The organism is Pseudomonas fluorescens, assembly GCF_902498065.1.
Taxonomy (GTDB): Bacteria; Pseudomonadota; Gammaproteobacteria; order Pseudomonadales; family Pseudomonadaceae; genus Aquipseudomonas; species Aquipseudomonas fluorescens_BJ.
In genome coordinates this window covers 1-14,933 of sequence record NZ_CABVIR010000010.1, presented here as the reverse complement: position 1 = coordinate 14,933, position 14,933 = coordinate 1, and the positions used below count along the sequence as shown (strand labels likewise).

15 protein-coding genes and 2 pseudogenes are annotated in these 14,933 nt (G+C 56.7%); 13 read left to right on the top strand and 4 right to left on the bottom strand.

Annotated elements, in window-relative coordinates; translation table 11 throughout:
- Positions 1-90: 90 nt before the first annotated feature.
- A pseudogene (locus tag F8N43_RS30055) lies at positions 91-357 on the top strand (PAS domain-containing protein); the annotation flags it as partial.
- A gap of 207 nt (positions 358-564) precedes the next feature.
- Complete coding sequence (locus F8N43_RS26605; protein ID WP_412072604.1) at positions 565-1,656, top strand: methyl-accepting chemotaxis protein; 1,092 nt, start codon at positions 565-567, stop codon at positions 1,654-1,656.
- A gap of 305 nt (positions 1,657-1,961) precedes the next feature.
- Here the strand turns inward: F8N43_RS26605 and F8N43_RS26600 are convergent, their stop codons facing one another.
- Complete coding sequence (locus F8N43_RS26600; protein WP_191630158.1) at positions 1,962-2,549, bottom strand: TetR/AcrR family transcriptional regulator; 588 nt, start codon at positions 2,547-2,549, stop codon at positions 1,962-1,964.
- Positions 2,550-2,698: 149 nt separating this feature from the next.
- Here F8N43_RS26600 and F8N43_RS26595 point away from each other — a divergent pair, with 149 nt between their 5' ends.
- The 5 genes from F8N43_RS26595 (at position 2,699) to F8N43_RS29375 (ending at position 6,837) form a co-directional block, all read left to right on the top strand.
- Positions 2,699-3,799, top strand: coding sequence for an alkene reductase (locus tag F8N43_RS26595; RefSeq protein WP_150654589.1), 1,101 nt, complete (start codon positions 2,699-2,701; stop codon positions 3,797-3,799).
- Positions 3,800-3,853: 54 nt separating this feature from the next.
- On the top strand, positions 3,854-4,642 hold the full coding sequence (locus F8N43_RS26590) for an SDR family NAD(P)-dependent oxidoreductase (RefSeq protein ID WP_150638967.1): 789 nt from the start codon (positions 3,854-3,856) through the stop codon (positions 4,640-4,642).
- An 84-nt stretch (positions 4,643-4,726) separates the two neighbouring features.
- Entirely contained in the window at positions 4,727-5,596 is an 870-nt protein-coding gene (locus F8N43_RS26585) for an alpha/beta fold hydrolase (RefSeq protein WP_150638968.1), read from the top strand.
- Positions 5,597-5,665: 69 nt separating this feature from the next.
- Positions 5,666-6,664: an NADP-dependent oxidoreductase gene (locus F8N43_RS26580; RefSeq protein WP_150638969.1), complete on the top strand. Its 999-nt coding sequence runs from the start codon at positions 5,666-5,668 to the stop codon at positions 6,662-6,664.
- Positions 6,661-6,837, top strand: coding sequence for a hypothetical protein (locus F8N43_RS29375; RefSeq protein ID WP_191630156.1), 177 nt, complete (start codon positions 6,661-6,663; stop codon positions 6,835-6,837). Before F8N43_RS26580 ends, F8N43_RS29375 begins: the two co-directional genes overlap by 4 nt.
- 298 nt (positions 6,838-7,135) lie before the next feature.
- Here F8N43_RS29375 and F8N43_RS26575 read toward each other — a convergent pair whose 3' ends face one another.
- Both F8N43_RS26575 and F8N43_RS26570 read right to left on the bottom strand, forming a co-directional pair.
- Positions 7,136-7,810 (bottom strand): glutathione S-transferase family protein, encoded by a 675-nt coding sequence (locus F8N43_RS26575; protein ID WP_150638970.1) that lies wholly within the window; start codon positions 7,808-7,810, stop codon positions 7,136-7,138.
- Positions 7,811-7,891: 81 nt separating this feature from the next.
- Complete coding sequence (locus F8N43_RS26570) at positions 7,892-8,638, bottom strand: SDR family oxidoreductase (protein WP_150638971.1); 747 nt, start codon at positions 8,636-8,638, stop codon at positions 7,892-7,894.
- Between the two features lie 134 nt (positions 8,639-8,772).
- On the opposite strand from F8N43_RS26570, the gene F8N43_RS26565 reads away from it, so the two are divergent.
- From F8N43_RS26565 to F8N43_RS26540, 6 genes and pseudogenes are all read left to right on the top strand, one after another.
- Entirely contained in the window at positions 8,773-9,660 is an 888-nt protein-coding gene (locus F8N43_RS26565) for a LysR family transcriptional regulator (protein ID WP_191630155.1), read from the top strand.
- A gap of 328 nt (positions 9,661-9,988) precedes the next feature.
- Positions 9,989-10,215: pseudogene (locus F8N43_RS29635) on the top strand (integrase); the annotation flags it as partial.
- A gap of 117 nt (positions 10,216-10,332) precedes the next feature.
- The gene (locus F8N43_RS26555) at positions 10,333-10,716 is read left to right on the top strand and encodes a winged helix-turn-helix transcriptional regulator (protein WP_150638973.1); all 384 of its coding nucleotides are present in this window, start codon (positions 10,333-10,335) and stop codon (positions 10,714-10,716) included.
- Positions 10,717-11,295: 579 nt separating this feature from the next.
- Entirely contained in the window at positions 11,296-12,363 is a 1,068-nt protein-coding gene (locus tag F8N43_RS26550; RefSeq protein WP_150638974.1) for an alkene reductase, read from the top strand.
- A 345-nt stretch (positions 12,364-12,708) separates the two neighbouring features.
- Positions 12,709-13,014 (top strand): winged helix-turn-helix transcriptional regulator, encoded by a 306-nt coding sequence (locus F8N43_RS26545; RefSeq protein WP_224787859.1) that lies wholly within the window; start codon positions 12,709-12,711, stop codon positions 13,012-13,014.
- A gap of 613 nt (positions 13,015-13,627) precedes the next feature.
- On the top strand, positions 13,628-14,731 hold the full coding sequence (locus F8N43_RS26540; RefSeq protein WP_150654587.1) for a GlxA family transcriptional regulator: 1,104 nt from the start codon (positions 13,628-13,630) through the stop codon (positions 14,729-14,731).
- Between the two features lie 82 nt (positions 14,732-14,813).
- On the opposite strand, the gene F8N43_RS26535 is transcribed toward F8N43_RS26540, so the two are convergent.
- The coding region (locus F8N43_RS26535; RefSeq protein WP_150654586.1) for an NAD(P)(+) transhydrogenase (Re/Si-specific) subunit beta at positions 14,814-14,933 on the bottom strand (120 nt) is incomplete at its 5' end.

Here is a 14,933-nt window from a genome sequence, read left to right as displayed (position 1 = left end):
CATGCATTTGCGTACTGGCAGCGCAAATTTCAGATTAACCTTTCTCATATTGCAGCCGATGCCCCTACTTAGGGCATAGGAGCAATACAGATGAGAAACAACCAGCCGGTTACGCAGCGCGAGATTGCCCTTGGGGCTCAACAAAAGCTCATCTCGACAACGGATGCGCGTGGAGTCATCACGTACTGCAATGACGCCTTCGTCGAGATCAGCGGTTTCAACAAGTCCGACCTGATCGGTGCGCCTCAAAACATCGTTCGTCACCCCGACGTGCCCTCCGCCGTCTTTGCCCATATGTGGGGCGCGCTCAAGCTTGGCAAGCCGTGGATGGGCATCGTCAAGAATCGCTCGAAAAACGGCGACCACTACTGGGTCAACGCCTACGTCACGCCGATTTTCGAGGGGCGTGAGGTTGTGGGCTATGAATCGGTCAGGGTCAAGCCGACGGCGGAACAGATCCGTCGCGCCGAAGCCCTCTATAAACGCATCAGCCTGGGCAAGTCGGCCGTCCCGGTCAGTGATCAATGGCAACCCGCCCTGCTCGCCTGGCTGCCGGTGTTGACTATGGGCCTGGTGGGTGCATTGGGTGGCGTGTTCCTCGGCATGTCGGAGGCGATCAGCCTGGCTGTCGGGGTATCGGTGCCGCTCGGACTGTGGGTGTCGAGTCGGCAGAACCGTGGCGCGCTGCATCTGCTGGAAATAGCTGAGGCCTCAACCTGTGACGCGTTGCTAGCCAAAATGTACAGCGACGAACGTGGCCCACAGGCACGCCTAGAAACGGCGTTTGTCAGCCAGGCGTCTCGGCTCAAGACGTGCCTCACCCGGCTGCAGGATACGGCAGAGCAACTGACCGGCCTGGCCGGCCGGTCCGACGGGCTCGCCACCGACAGTTCCCGTGGACTTGAGCGCCAACGGGTCGAGACCGAGCAGGTGTCGGCAGCGGTCAATCAGATGGCGGCCACTACACAGGAAGTCGCCAGCCACGTCCAGCGAACCGCCGACGCTACTCAGGAAGCCAATGTGTTGACCGGACGCGGACGCGACGTGGCCCGGGACACCCGCGAAGCCATTCAGCGCCTCTCGGTGGTGGTGGGTGAAACCGGGCTGACAGTCGCGCAACTGGCCAAGGACAGCAATGAAATCGGCACGGTAGTCGATGTGATCAAGGGCATTGCCGACCAGACCAACCTGCTGGCGCTGAACGCCGCCATCGAAGCCGCGCGGGCGGGCGACATGGGTCGAGGCTTTGCGGTGGTCGCCGATGAAGTGCGCCAGTTGGCGCAGCGCACGACGGAGTCCACGACGCAAATCCATGAGCTGATTTCCAAGCTGCAGGTCTCGTCCAACAATGCGGTGAAATCCATGGAAAGCGGTCAACGCCAAGCCGAAGAAGGTGTGGCATGGGTGCTTGAGGCAGATAATGCATTAGTCGGGATCAGTGAAGCGGTGGCGAACATCACGGACATGACGACACAGATTGCCGCTGCGACCGAAGAGCAAACCGCCGTGGCCGAGGAAATCAGCCGCAATATCACGACCATTGCCAACCTGGCGGATCAGACGTCTGAACAGGCCAGGCATTCGGCAGAACTGAGCAAAGAACTGACCCAAACCGCTAAAACTCAGTATTCATTGGTCGAGCGATTTAACCGATAACCCATCAATTTTCTAAAAAAACGCGCTCAAGGGGGGGCTTTAAATACCAGGCACTAATCAAATCTAACGGTGAGGCGGAGGGAGCAATTGGCGCGCTTCGCATTGACCGCGAAGAGCCAAGAACTGCTTGAATTTAAGGCTTCGTGGCGAGTCCGCTTTGGGTTGTTAATTCAACCGATGATGACAGTCAGCGACCGGCCAAAAGTAGCCGTTCATGAACCGCTGCTTTTGCCAAAGTTGACTTTCGGATCCGAGCATCAAAAGCGAAGTTCTACCGAAAAACACGCTTTGAATGAACCGCCCCTCTACACCGCTTCCACTTCATTGACCGACAACGAAGCAAACATTTCAGCGCGGCACACCTCAAGGATCTCATCCGCCAGTGCGGAATCATCCGGGCAGGCACGCGACAAAATAATCGCACCGACAGCACGAGACAACAGGTCGATCATTTTCTTTCTCCCCTCACCTGAAGCGGCATCCGGCCTGGTCGGATATTTGTCCCCTAGTGTTTGCAGAGTGTGCTCGATCCCTTCGGCAAACGTCGCTTTCAAATCATCCGATTGACGCGCCGCGTCGCCACACAACGCGGCCATGGTGCAACCGCTGCCACGTCCGTCCCGATGTTCCCTCGTCACATAGACGTCGATGAAGCCCGGAATATCGAGCGATTCAGCACCTTCCAACGATTTGAAAAGGCCGCTGGCCGAGGCTTCGGCCATCAGGTCGGCCTTCGAACCGAAATGCTTGTAGAAACCTCCGTGAGTGAAACCGGCAGCCGCCATGAGATCCGACACACCGACGCCGTCGAAGCCGCGCTCACGGAACAGCTCAGAGGCCGTCTCAACGATGTGCTCCCGATTGGCCTGCGCCTGGGCTTTGGTCACTCTCACGTGCAATACCTCATGGTCCACTGGGAAATCATGCGCCAATGATACATAGATGTTGATCATAATCAAAATTGTTGACAGTTTAGATTTCGATCATCATCCTAATTGCACGCACAACCGATCTCCATCAACGGGCACGGAAGAATGACCAAATGACCGACCAGAATCTGTTCACCCCTTACACGCTTGGCGCTCTCACGCTGTCGAACCGTGTCGTCCTCGCGCCACTGACACGCAACCGGGCAGGCGAAGGCTTTGTGCCAAGCGAGTTCGCGGCCACCTATTACAGCCAACGCGCAAGCGCAGGCTTGCTGATCAGCGAAGCCACGCAGATTTCCCAACAGGGCCAGGGCTATCAGGACACCCCCGGAATCTACACGCAGGCGCAGATAGATGGCTGGCGCAAAGTGACCGATGCCGTCCACACCAAGGGCGGAAAAATCTTCCTGCAACTTTGGCATGTCGGCCGTGTGTCGCACGTTGATCTGCAAGAAAGCGGCGCCGCTCCCGTGGCCCCTTCTGCGTTGCGCGCCGCCACCAAAGTGTTCGTCAACAACCGCTTTGAAGATGTCTCCGAGCCGCGCGCACTGGATATCAGCGAACTACCGGGGATCGTCTCCGATTTCCGCCAGGCCGCGGCAAACGCCGTCACCGCCGGGTTCGATGGCGTGGAGATTCACGGCGCGAACGGCTATTTGCTGGATCAATTCCTCAAGGACAGCGCCAACTTGCGTACCGATGCTTACGGCGGCTCGATTGAAAATCGTGCTCGTCTGTTGCTCGAAGTAACGGCCACCGTCGTCAATGAAATCGGCGCGGATCGCACCGGTGTGCGCTTGTCGCCGGTGTCGCCGGCCAATGGCGTTTCCAGCAGTGATCCGCAGGCGCAATTCGATTACGTCGTCGATCAACTCGACGCCCTCGGCGTCGTTTATCTGCACGTGGTCGAAGGCGCGACCGGCGGCCCGCGTGACGTGGCGCCATTCGATTTCGGCGCCCTGCGCCAGCGCTTCAAACATACCTACATCGCCAACAACGGCTATGACCTGGACCTGGCGATTTCGCGGCTCGCCGAAGACCAGGCCGATCTGATTGCGTTCGGTCGCCCGTTCATTGGCAACCCGGATCTGGTGGAGCGCCTCAAGAGCGGCGCGCCGTTGTCCGCCTTCAATCCCGCCACCCTCTATGGCGGCGGCTCGGCAGGCTACATCGACTACCCGACGTTGGCTGAATCGAGCGCCACCGCAAGCTGAGCAATCAGTGACCGCGCTTTCTGTTTTCACACATCCTGAAAGAGAGATGACCCCATGAGCACTCGCCCTACCGTTCTCATCACTGGCGCCTCCACTGGCATCGGCGCCGTCTACGCAGAGCGCTTCGCGCAACGCGGCCACGATCTGGTCGTGGTCGCCCGCGACCAGGCACGCCTTGACGCACTTGCAGCCCGATTGCGCAGCGAACACGGCGTCGCCGTCGATGTGATTCCGGCGGATCTAACCCACCTCGGCGATCTGACAACCGTTGAAGTACGCCTGCGCGACGACGCCCGTATCGGCATTCTCGTCAATAACGCCGGCGCCGCTCTGTCCGGCAACTTCATCGACCAAAGCACCGACAGCGTTGCGCAACTGGTCGCCCTCAACACCACGGCGCTGGTGCGGCTCGCCAGCGCCATCGCTCCACGCCTGGCCAAAGCAGGCGACGGTGCGATCATCAATATCGGTTCGGTGGTGGGTCTGGCGCCGGAGTTCGGCATGTCGGTCTACGGTGCGACCAAGGCGTTTGTGCTGTTCCTTTCCCAAGGCCTGAGCCTGGAACTTTCGCCCCTGGGCGTTTACGTGCAGGCCGTGCTGCCGGCCGCCACCCGCACGGAGATCTGGGATCGCTCCGGCGTCGACATCAACACCTTGAACGAAATCATGGAAGTGAGCGATCTGGTGGATGCCGCACTGGTCGGTTTTGATCGGCGTGAGCCGGTGACTATCCCGCCTCTGCATGAAGCTGAACGCTGGGATGGCCTGCAGACCGCACGTCAGGGCCTGCTGCAGCAAATCCGCCAGTCTGCGGTTGCCCAGCGCTACCAGACCCAACAGTGATCATTTTGTAGCGAACACCCGTGCAAGTTTCGATGCAGGTGCCCAAGGCACTGCATCGACTACGTGCCTTTGTTCGGAGTGGACATGACCCCCACGAAAACAAATAACCCCGCGGGCTCGCAGACGCCGTTCGTCAACGCAACGAATCAGTCGATCCGGGTCAACGGCATTCCCTTCGCCTATCGCGACATCGGCCTCAAGACCGGCGTGCCCCTCGTACTGTTCAATCATTGGGGCGCGGTGCTGGACAACTTCGACCCCCGGATCATCGATGGCCTGGCACAAACACGACGCGTCATTGCCACCGACTATCGCGGCATCGGCGGCTCCGGTGGAACCGCGCCACTGACGGTCGGCGAAATGGCAGACGATGCCATTCAACTGATACGCGCGCTGGGTTTCGAGACCGTCGATGTGCTCGGTTTTTCACTCGGCGGTTTCGTCGCTCAAGACATTGCCCTGAAGGCGCCCGAATTGGTGCGCCGCTTGATTCTCGTCGGCACCGGGCCGGCCGGCGGGACCGGTATCGACAAGGTCGGCTCGGTGACGTGGCCATTGATGCTCAAAGGCTTGCTGACCTTGCGTGATCCCAAGTTCTACCTATTCTTTACTTCGACGCCCAATGGCCGTCGAACCGCATCGCTGTTTTTGCAACGCTTGAAAGAGCGCAAAAAAAATCGGGACAAAGGCCCGACGCCCAGAGCTTTCCTACGGCAGTTGAAAGCCATCACCGCGTGGGGCAAACAGGCACCCCAAAACCTCAGGCGCTTGCGGACGCCGACGCTGATCGTCAACGGCGACAACGACATCATGGTGCCCAGCGTTAACTCGATTGCGCTGGCTAACCGCATCCCCAACGCGCAACTGGTCATTTATGAAGATGCCGGGCACGGCGGCATTTTCCAGCACTACGTTGACTTTGTGACCAAGGCACTGGCGTTCCTTGATGCCTGACAACACGGCACATTAACGCCGCAAACGCTCCGCCCCCCCCTCATTCCAACCGACAAGAGCCGCACAACGATGAAGGCATTTTTAATTGATCGCTATGGCAAGAACACCGGGCGCATTGGCGAAGCGCCCGCCCCCGCGGTGGGTGCTCACGACGTCTTGATTGAGGTGCACGCCAGCAGCGTCAACCTGCTGGACTCGAAGATCCGCAAAGGCGAATTCAAACTGATCCTGCCCTATTCATTTCCGCTAGTACTGGGCAATGACCTGGCGGGCGTGGTGGTTGAGGTTGGCTCGCAAGTGAAGCGGTTCAAACAGGGAGACGAAGTTTACGCTCGCCCGCCCGAAGCGCGGATCGGGACGTTCGCCCAATTGATCGCCGTGAACGAAAACGCGATCGCCCTGAAACCTGCCAATACCAACATGGCACAAGCTGCGTCCATCCCCTTGGTCGCACTGACCGCCTGGCAAGTGCTGGTCGAAACCGCCCAACTGAAAAAGGGCCAGAAAGTGCTGATCCATGCCGGCTCCGGCGGTGTCGGCACCCTCGCCATCCAACTTGCCAAACACCTCGGCGCCTTTGTCGCGACCACCACCAGCACCGCGAATGTCGAATGGGTGAAGGCGCTGGGGGCCGATCTGGTGATCGACTACACACAGCAGAACTTCGAAAGTGTCTTGCACGACTACGACGTGGTGTTGAACAGCCTCGGCGCGGACGTACTGGAGAAGTCACTCAAGGTCCTCAAGCCCGGTGGCCAACTCATTTCCATCTCAGGGCCACCCACTGCGCAGTTCGCGCAGGAGCAAGGGTTGTCCTGGCCATTGAAGCAAGTCATGCGCCTGCTGAGCCTCGGTATTCGGCGCAAGGCACGCAAGCAGGACGTCAGCTACACGTTCGTGTTCATGCGGGCCAATGGCGCCCAACTGCAACAAATCACCGCGCTCATTGAGGCCGGAATCATCAAACCTGTGGTTGACCGCTCCTTCACCTTTGAATCAACGGGAGAGGCATTGAAGTACGTCGAGCAGGGACGAGCCAAGGGCAAGGTCGTTGTGACGATCAAATGACTACGCTGCCTATCGATGAGTCGACCGCAGAGGCCGCGCAACTTTTTCCGCATCAGCAGCCATCATCCGTGGTGACTCCGCCAGAGTTGCAGAAACAGGAAGAGTTGCAACCGGAAGTTGTATCTGTTGAACCGCCAGTGATCGTTTGGCGCAGTTTGATGCTGGAGCAGTAGGACGAAACGGGTTGCATGGATGGGGGGGGCGAGCATGGCTAGCTCCAACTACCGCAAACGCCAACTCGCTATCTGAGAGTGGCAGTCTCGGATGACTGCTTCTGCCCCTTGTGACAGGCAGAAAACGGCCAAAAGCGGATATGGAGCGCCAACGAAAGCTCAGATCGCTATCCGTTGCATAGGCACTTTCCTGAAGAATAGGAAAGCGGGCCTCCTGCAAATTCGCAAAGGAGACCCAACTCCACCGTCGCACCAGGCTAAGTCCCGCCATACGAGAGACTGGACTCATATTTATGACTCATCTGACTAAAATGGCCTTCACCTCCAGCAGATGTTTGCGTAACCGGTCTGCATAATTCTCGGCGACAGCCGCTTGAACGCTAGCGCGATTGGCCAGTGCATGACGCCACTCGGCAATGCGACCAAGTCCATCAAACAATGAATGACTTTGTTCGAATCCCAGTATGTCGAAATAGCGGAAAACTGGGGCTACAGCAATATCCACCATACTGAACGTTTCGCCAGCGAAGTACGGCCCCTCCATCTTTTCACCGCCAAGCCTCTCCAGCTTTCCCCTCAGCGCTGAAGACTTAGCAAGCGCTGTCTGCTGATCCGTTGCGTTCAAATATCCCCATGCATCAGCAAGCATACCAGTGGCGAATTCGATCCATGCACGGTGTTGAGCACGGGAAATCGCATCTTTCGGGTGCAGAGCGGGCTCCGGATACACCTGTTCGATGTATTCACAGATAGCGACGCTCTCGAAAAGTACGGTCGCTTCCTCATCGCCTTTTTGCACCATAAGAAGCGGGACTTTGCCCGTTGGCGACATGACCAGAAACCAGCTGGGCCTGTCCTTCAAATCCACATCAACCCGTTGAAATGGAGCCCCTTTTTCGAGGAGTAAAATTGCCACTCGCTGAACAAACGGACAAAGCTCGTGGCTAACGAGCGTGAGCTGTGATTGCGACATTTGAATACCCACTGTTATTTCGACAACTCCCGCTTCCGGGCAGGAAGCGGGATGTACAGACTCGAAGGCGTGCCTATCTCGTTAAAGCGAGCGACCACCATCAACAATAATTTCTGTTCCCAACGTCCAACGAGACTCGTCCGACGCGAGGTACAGCACCGCCTTAGCTACTTCTTCAGGCGTGCCAAAACGGCCAAATGGGATAGTCGCAGCAATATCTTTATTGACCTGCTCGCGGTAGGCATCGGGTATACCCGCCTTGTCGTACAGCGGCGTGTCGATCGGACCAGGACTGACCGCATTTACTCGAACACCACGCGGTAGAAGCTCGCTAGAGAGCGTTTTCGACATGTTCAGAAAGGCAGCCTTTGTTGCGGCATAAATGGATGAACGCGCGGCGCCCAGGTGCGCACTTACCGAGGTGTTAAGAACGACCGATGCAGGATTAGAGAAAGTCGGCAGCAGTGCTTGCAGAAGGAAGTAAGGGCCTTTGACATTGATGTTGAAGGAGCGATCGAACATCTCCTCGTTCCAGTCTTCGATTGGCCTCCAGACGGATACGCCTGCATTGAGGAAAGCAACGTCGAGCTGCCCGTAATGAGACTGAACAGCCTGCGCCAGCTCCTTCTGGGCTGCGACACTAGCTGAGTCGGCTCGCAGCACCAGGACTTCGCTACCTAAAATAGCTTGAGCATTTGCCATGGACTCAGGATTAACGCCTGTGACGATCACGCGTGCGCCTTCGGCGAGAAATTGCTTGGCGGTCTCCAGACCGATGCCGCTCGTACCGCCAGTGATGAGGGTACGCTTGCCTTGTAAACGGGACATGTAAATTTCCTCTCTTTCGGGGCGGCCAGCCGGACGACTGACCTTCTGAGAGCAACTATGTATTCATGTCAGTGCACTGATAAGATGGGCAAATAGAATAGATCTCATGCGAAATCTGCATGAAAAGGAGCGTGATGGATCGGTTGTTGCTGATGAGCTGTTTTGTACGCGCTGTCGAGACAGGTAGTTTTTCTGCTGCGGGGCGTGATCTAGGACTAGGGCAACCGAACGTCAGTCGTTACGTCGCTGCTCTTGAAAACCATTTGCAAACCAGGCTGCTTCACCGATCCACGCGAAAGCTGATGCTCACGCCCGAGGGTGAACGGTACTACGCAGATGCGCGGCGTATTCTGGACTCAGTGGAACAGTCAGAGTCCTCACTGAGAGGGAACGTAACGCCGTCTGGGTTATTGCGCGTCGCTTGCCCGACCGCATTGGCTCACACCTTCATCGTACCGCACGTCGCGAGCTTTCTAGGGCGTTATCCCGAACTGTCGCTCGATCTTCAAATCAATGATCGCTACGTCAATTTAGTCGACGAGGGCGCAGAACTCGCGATTCGTATTGGGCACCTGGAGGACAGTGCAATGCGAGCCCGGCCACTAGCCTGGTTCGAGCGTGTGTGCGTTGCCAGCCGTGCGTACCTAGAGAAACATGGATCTCCCTCTTCGCCTGATGACCTTAAGGAACACGACTGCCTCATTTATACCCTGCTATCCACTGGAACCAACTGGCGGTTTAAGGATAGTGATGTCCCGATCTCCGGACGACTGCGTGTCAACTCCCCTGAGGCGATACGTGAGTACGTCAATGCAGGATTGGGAATCGCGCAGGGGCCTCAATGGCTATATGAGGAAGGGCTGAGAAGTGGCAATCTTCAATTACTGCTTAACGAATACGTGGCGCCACCCGTTCCGATCCAAATCGTATACTTAGCGAATCGGCTGCTGCCCCAGCGAGCCATCGTTTTCATGGATTTTATGGCGGATATTTTTGCTGCATTCCATGAGCGACCTAAATAGCCTCCTAGGCCACGGCCAGGGTGCGAGCGGAGAACCATCAGCATGGCGGCCCCTTGGGCGAAAATCGCTGCACACTCACAACTCTTGCTCGTCAACGGGGCTTTAAGTAGTGACGCCGGACTGCAGGGCTTGCCTCGCCAAGTCTCCTGATTTATTGCCAACGCCGATTTGATGCATCTCTAAATCAAGGTGCAACGCTCATCTCATGCGGTTAAGAAAACGGGGGCAGATTTATTCATTTAGATCACCGACCGCTTCTGGCCGAATCCGACAACGGTGCCGCGCGACTGATCCACCCTAGTCCTCCACCCACGTGGAGGACACCATCATGAACACCATTGCTAAATATCGGCATCAGCCATGGAATAACGGGATACTTGTTGGACAGAAAGCTCCGCTCCGAGTCAGGGATATCTGGGCCATCCGAGTAAGGCTCCAGCTTGCTGAGAAGACGAGGGATTTGGCGCTGTTCAATTTGGCTATCGACACAAGCTGCGTGCCTGTGACTTAACCAAGCGACGAGTACGAGACATAGGTCATGGGGAGCACGTGTCGGTTTCCAATCAGCGCCAACACTACAACAGAAGAAAGCGTTCTTAGGCTCAGTATATCTAGTAAACTTGGCGTCAATCTAGCGCCTGAGATCGCCTAGGTATATAGAAGGAAACCGCCATGCTTGAACTCGAACCGCTGTGTTTTTCGTCCGACTGCCCTAGCCGAGCTTTATTCGACCAGATCGCTGATAAATGGTCGATGATGGTGTTAGCCGTGCTTGATGACGGTCCGCAACGCTTCAACGCGATCCGTCGTCGCCTGCAAGGCGTCACCCAGAAAGCGCTAACTCAATGTCTCCGCCGGCTGGAGCGCAACGGCTTGGTATCGCGCGAGGTGATTTCGCTTTCGCCAGTCGCGGTGCAGTATCGAGTCACGCCGCTGGGCCGCACGCTGCAACAACCTTTTCGGGCACTGCATGAATGGACGCTCGCCAAGATGCCGGAGGTTGATGCTGCCCGGCAGAAGTTCGACGCCGCTGCAATCGGAACGACAAGTACGTAGGGAAGGCTGTTTCACTCGATTACATGAACGCGTTGTCGGCCGCCCATGCTGCGCTTCGGGACTTGTAATCCGATGTCTTGAGAAACACCGAAGATCTCAGTGGAACCAGTGCGACCTGGTAAGCATGGAACTCTGCCAACGCTTTTTGTTGTTGGCAGTGCGCTAGTTTTTGCCTTTCATGCGCGGGCAGTCAATCTCGATACCTACTTCAACCGAATCTTCACATCGATTGCTCAGGCTTGTTCGATCATGAACGCAGAGCGCCACTGCTCTTACGCGCGAGGCCACTGTCGACGGCTCGACAGCTCATGCGCCGCCGACTATTTCCTGACAGTAGGTATCCTCAAACCTACTAGGTCTACGAATAGTGCCTAATTGACACTAGGTTTATTATTGATACCTTGTCAATTGTCCTCACTGAAGGGAGCGGTCCGAACCGGATCCTTCGTTCGCCACTCTTGCCGGGGGGTTGTAGCCAGCCAATCGAGCATCCGACAGGGAGCATTTCTTTGGTCAAGCCGCACTTGAGAAATCGTTAAGCGCGGGCGGACATTCAATAAAATTTATTCTGAGGAAAGTATGGAAAATTTTAAGCTTCTAACCCCCTTGAACAACGAAGAACTCACTTTCAAGAATCGGGTGTTCATGGCGCCGATGACAAGAGGTCGATCCAAGGATCAGGTGGCCAACAAATTGACTGCGACGTATTACGCACAGCGCGCATCGGCGGGCCTTATTTTTACGGAAGGCACCCAGATCAGCGCCCAGGCCGTCGGCTGGACGAATACCCCCGGAATCTATACTCCTGAACAGATTGCGGGCTGGAAGAAGGTAACCCAGGCAGTTCATGAAGCCGGTGGTCTCATTTTCGCCCAGCTCTGGCATACCGGGAGAGCATCTCATCCTGATTTTCATGGTGGAGAACTCCCGGTCGCGCCATCGTCAGTTCCCTTCAATAGCCAGGCGTTCACGCCAGAAGGCATCAAACCCTCGGTGACCCCACGCGAACTGACCATTGATGAAATCAAGTCCACCATTGCGGACTACGAAAAAGCTGCACAGGCCGCGAAAGATGCGGGCTTTGATGGTGTAGAGGTACACGGTGCCAATGGTTACCTGCCCGCGCAGTTTCTGGAAGACGGCTCAAACAAACGCACCGACGAGTATGGCGGCACCGTTGAGAAGCGGGCGCGGTTCTTGCTTGAAGCCACTGACGCGGCAATCAAGGTCTTCGGACCGGCCCGTATCTCGGTCAGGCTGTCGCCGCGCATTCCGTACAATGACATGGGCGACTCCAATCTCGAGCAGACCTACATGTACGCGGTAGAGGCGCTGGAAAAGAAAAACGTTGGAATTCTGCATTTCATGGAACCGGGGACCCTGCCGGAAGGCGCGAAACCCTTGGCGCCCGGGGCTCGCAAGCGGTTCTCAGGGATTTTCGTGTTGAATGTTGGTTATGATCAGAAGTCTGCGGAACAGGCCCTGCAAACCGGCCTGGCCGATGCAGTCACATTTGGCACGCTGTTCATCAGCAACCCTGATCTGCCGGAACGCTTCTTCCTGGACGCGCCGCTGGCCACCGCGGATGCCTCCACTTTTTACAGTGGTTCGGAAGAGGGCTATACCGACTACCCGCCGCTGGCCTAGGGGTCGACGAGGTTTAGCTGGGCAATGGCGGTGAACTATCTGATCGATACCGAGCATGGCGCAATCATGGATGTCGAACCAACGCCGGCTCATCGAACGGCTGAGGTTGAGAGCACCAAGTGAATCGCCCCTACTCCAGCCTACCCGATCGGCAGAAGTCGGCCCTGGCTGTGTAAAAACGAATGCACCGTTTTGAAGTCTGCGTTGCTACGTAAAATCTGTCAGCGTTTGTCTAGCCAACAGGCCTGAAATTTTTGTAGGAGCGCGATTTTCGTTCTGGCGCCGACCGTCATACCTGTTCCAACACGTTTTTACACAGCCTCGGTTGAAAACGGCCATTCACGAATGACTGCTTCTGGCCTGCTGACAAGATGTCCGGATCCAAATCATCAGCAGAAAGGAATTTACAGCCTCACGGAAGCGGCAATACAGCTTGTGCCTCTGCTCGCGCATGTGGCTGCCTGGGGTGTTCGGCATACGCATCCGAGCAAGGAAGCATCTTTGCGCGCGGAGGTGCTGGAAAAGGGCGGCCCTTCACTTTGGAGTGCCTTTATGGATGAACTACGTTACCTGCATCTCGGTGCACCTCGTCCGGTGCGCTCAGTATTGGGCGAGCTCCGGACCGACGACGAGCAGGCAATCGCTACTTAGTACCAATCTTTGGCGTCATGACATCCACCATGTGGTGCAAAGTGTTGGCGCTGATGCGATTTTGACCCAGGGTACTGATTTTAGCTGACCCATGTGCAGCCTCTGAAATCCCACGCAAGGTCATGATTGCTGAGTATTCGAATGGGTCAATGACTTCCGGCGGCTTGGGTCAAAATCGCATCAGCGCCAACATATATCGGCCTAGGTCCGGTTACTGGTACGCATTGTCCCGGTCATAGAGCACTTTTATCGCGCATGGCGCTTATGCCAACCCAAATCGGGGCATTGGTCATTATTTTTATTCAAAAACCGACATGTGGATGTCGGTGACAAGTAAGTTGTCGTTTATAGATATCTCTCGCGTATATGCTTCGAAAGTGCACAACGTTGATGAACGCAGGTACAAACTCAGGCGTTTTCCTTAGGGCTTTCGCCCTGCAAACCCTCAGCATAGAGACATTGGGTGATGTCGTTTTTGGATCCGCTCAAAACTATGTAATCGGGTACGACCTTTGCAAGTTGAATAGGAACAAACCCACCAACTTTTGGATGGGAGAATAAAAAGAGCCTTTGCCTGAGGCCATTCACCCGCTTTGTGTGAGGAGATACTGCGATGACGTCGTTCAAGTCCGGGGCCCAACCCCAGAACCGTGCACCTCAATCCATCGGCTTTCTGCTGCTGGACAATTTCACGCTGATTTCTCTGGCGTCCGCTGTAGAACCCCTGCGGATGGCCAACCAGTTGTCCGGTCGCGAGCTGTATCGCTGGACCACCCTCACCGTCGATGGCGGCCAGGTCTGGGCCAGTGATGGCCTGCAAATCACCCCCGACGCTTCCATGCACAAAGCCCCGCCAATGGACACGCTCATCGTTTGCGGTGGAGTCGGCATACAGCGCACCGTTACCCGTGAACACGTATCCTGGTTGCAAAGCCAGGCCCGCAAGGCCTGCCGCCTCGGTGCGGTCTGCACCGGCAGCTGGGCCCTGGCCTGCGCCGGCCTGCTGGACGGTTTCGATTGCAGCGTGCACTGGGAATGTCTGGCCTCGATGCAGGAAGCTTTCCCGCGCGTGGCCATGAGCACGCGCCTGTTCACCCTCGACCGTAACCGCTTCACCAGCTCCGGCGGCACCGCGCCGCTGGACATGATGCTGCACTTGATCAGCCGTGATCACGGGCGTGAACTGTCCGCCGCGATCTCGGAAATGTTTGTCTACGAGCGCATCCGTAACGAACAGGATCACCAGCGCGTGCCGCTCAAGCACATGCTCGGCACCAATCAGCCGAAGTTGCAGGAAATCGTCGCGTTGATGGAAGCCAACCTGGAAGAGCCGATCGACCTCGATGAACTGGCGGTGTACGTCGCCGTGTCCCGTCGGCAACTCGAGCGATTGTTCCAGAAGTACCTGCACTGCTCGCCGTCACGTTACTACCTGAAACTGCGTCTGGTCCGTGCGCGACAGTTGCTCAAGCAAACGCCGATGTCGATCATCGAAGTGGCGTCGATCTGTGGCTTCGTGTCCACGCCGCACTTCTCCAAGTGCTACCGCGAATACTTCGGCATTCCGCCGCGTGACGAGCGCGTCGGTTCCAATACCACGCAGCAGGTGGCGATGATACCGCTGCCGCAAGCATTGGTGCTCTCGCCGTTGGCCGGTTCGATGTCAGCTTTGAGCCAGGCACGTAACGAGTCAACTTTTGCCAGCGTTCGTCTATAAATTTTCACCCCTATCCTGCGAAAGCGTAACGTTCGTAGAATAGGGGAAGGCGCTTCATTTTAGTGCTGCGCTGAGGCAGGTTTTACTCGACGGCTTTGACCATGTCTTCGATGACTTTCTTGGCGTCGCCGAAGACCATCATGGTTTTGTCGAGGTAGAACAGTTCGTTGTCCAGACCGGCATAGCCGCTGGCCATCGAGCG

What these genes read in the sequence shown, in the direction of transcription:
- F8N43_RS26605 (WP_412072604.1), top strand. Translation starts at nt 565, where the DNA reads ATGGGCCTGGTGGGTGCATTGGGTGGCGTGTTCCTCGGCATGTCGGAG.
- F8N43_RS26590 (WP_150638967.1), top strand. Translation starts at nt 3,854, where the DNA reads ATGAGCACTCGCCCTACCGTTCTCATCACTGGCGCCTCCACTGGCATC.
- F8N43_RS26595 (WP_150654589.1), top strand. Translation starts at nt 2,699, where the DNA reads ATGACCGACCAGAATCTGTTCACCCCTTACACGCTTGGCGCTCTCACG.
- F8N43_RS26585 (WP_150638968.1), top strand. Translation starts at nt 4,727, where the DNA reads ATGACCCCCACGAAAACAAATAACCCCGCGGGCTCGCAGACGCCGTTC.
- F8N43_RS26570 (WP_150638971.1), bottom strand. Translation starts at nt 8,638, where the DNA reads ATGTCCCGTTTACAAGGCAAGCGTACCCTCATCACTGGCGGTACGAGC.
- F8N43_RS26565 (WP_191630155.1), top strand. Translation starts at nt 8,773, where the DNA reads ATGGATCGGTTGTTGCTGATGAGCTGTTTTGTACGCGCTGTCGAGACA.
- F8N43_RS26550 (WP_150638974.1), top strand. Translation starts at nt 11,296, where the DNA reads ATGGAAAATTTTAAGCTTCTAACCCCCTTGAACAACGAAGAACTCACT.
- F8N43_RS26580 (WP_150638969.1), top strand. Translation starts at nt 5,666, where the DNA reads ATGAAGGCATTTTTAATTGATCGCTATGGCAAGAACACCGGGCGCATT.
- F8N43_RS26540 (WP_150654587.1), top strand. Translation starts at nt 13,628, where the DNA reads ATGACGTCGTTCAAGTCCGGGGCCCAACCCCAGAACCGTGCACCTCAA.
- F8N43_RS26575 (WP_150638970.1), bottom strand. Translation starts at nt 7,810, where the DNA reads ATGTCGCAATCACAGCTCACGCTCGTTAGCCACGAGCTTTGTCCGTTT.
- F8N43_RS26545 (WP_224787859.1), top strand. Translation starts at nt 12,709, where the DNA reads ATGACTGCTTCTGGCCTGCTGACAAGATGTCCGGATCCAAATCATCAG.
- F8N43_RS29375 (WP_191630156.1), top strand. Translation starts at nt 6,661, where the DNA reads ATGACTACGCTGCCTATCGATGAGTCGACCGCAGAGGCCGCGCAACTT.
- F8N43_RS26555 (WP_150638973.1), top strand. Translation starts at nt 10,333, where the DNA reads ATGCTTGAACTCGAACCGCTGTGTTTTTCGTCCGACTGCCCTAGCCGA.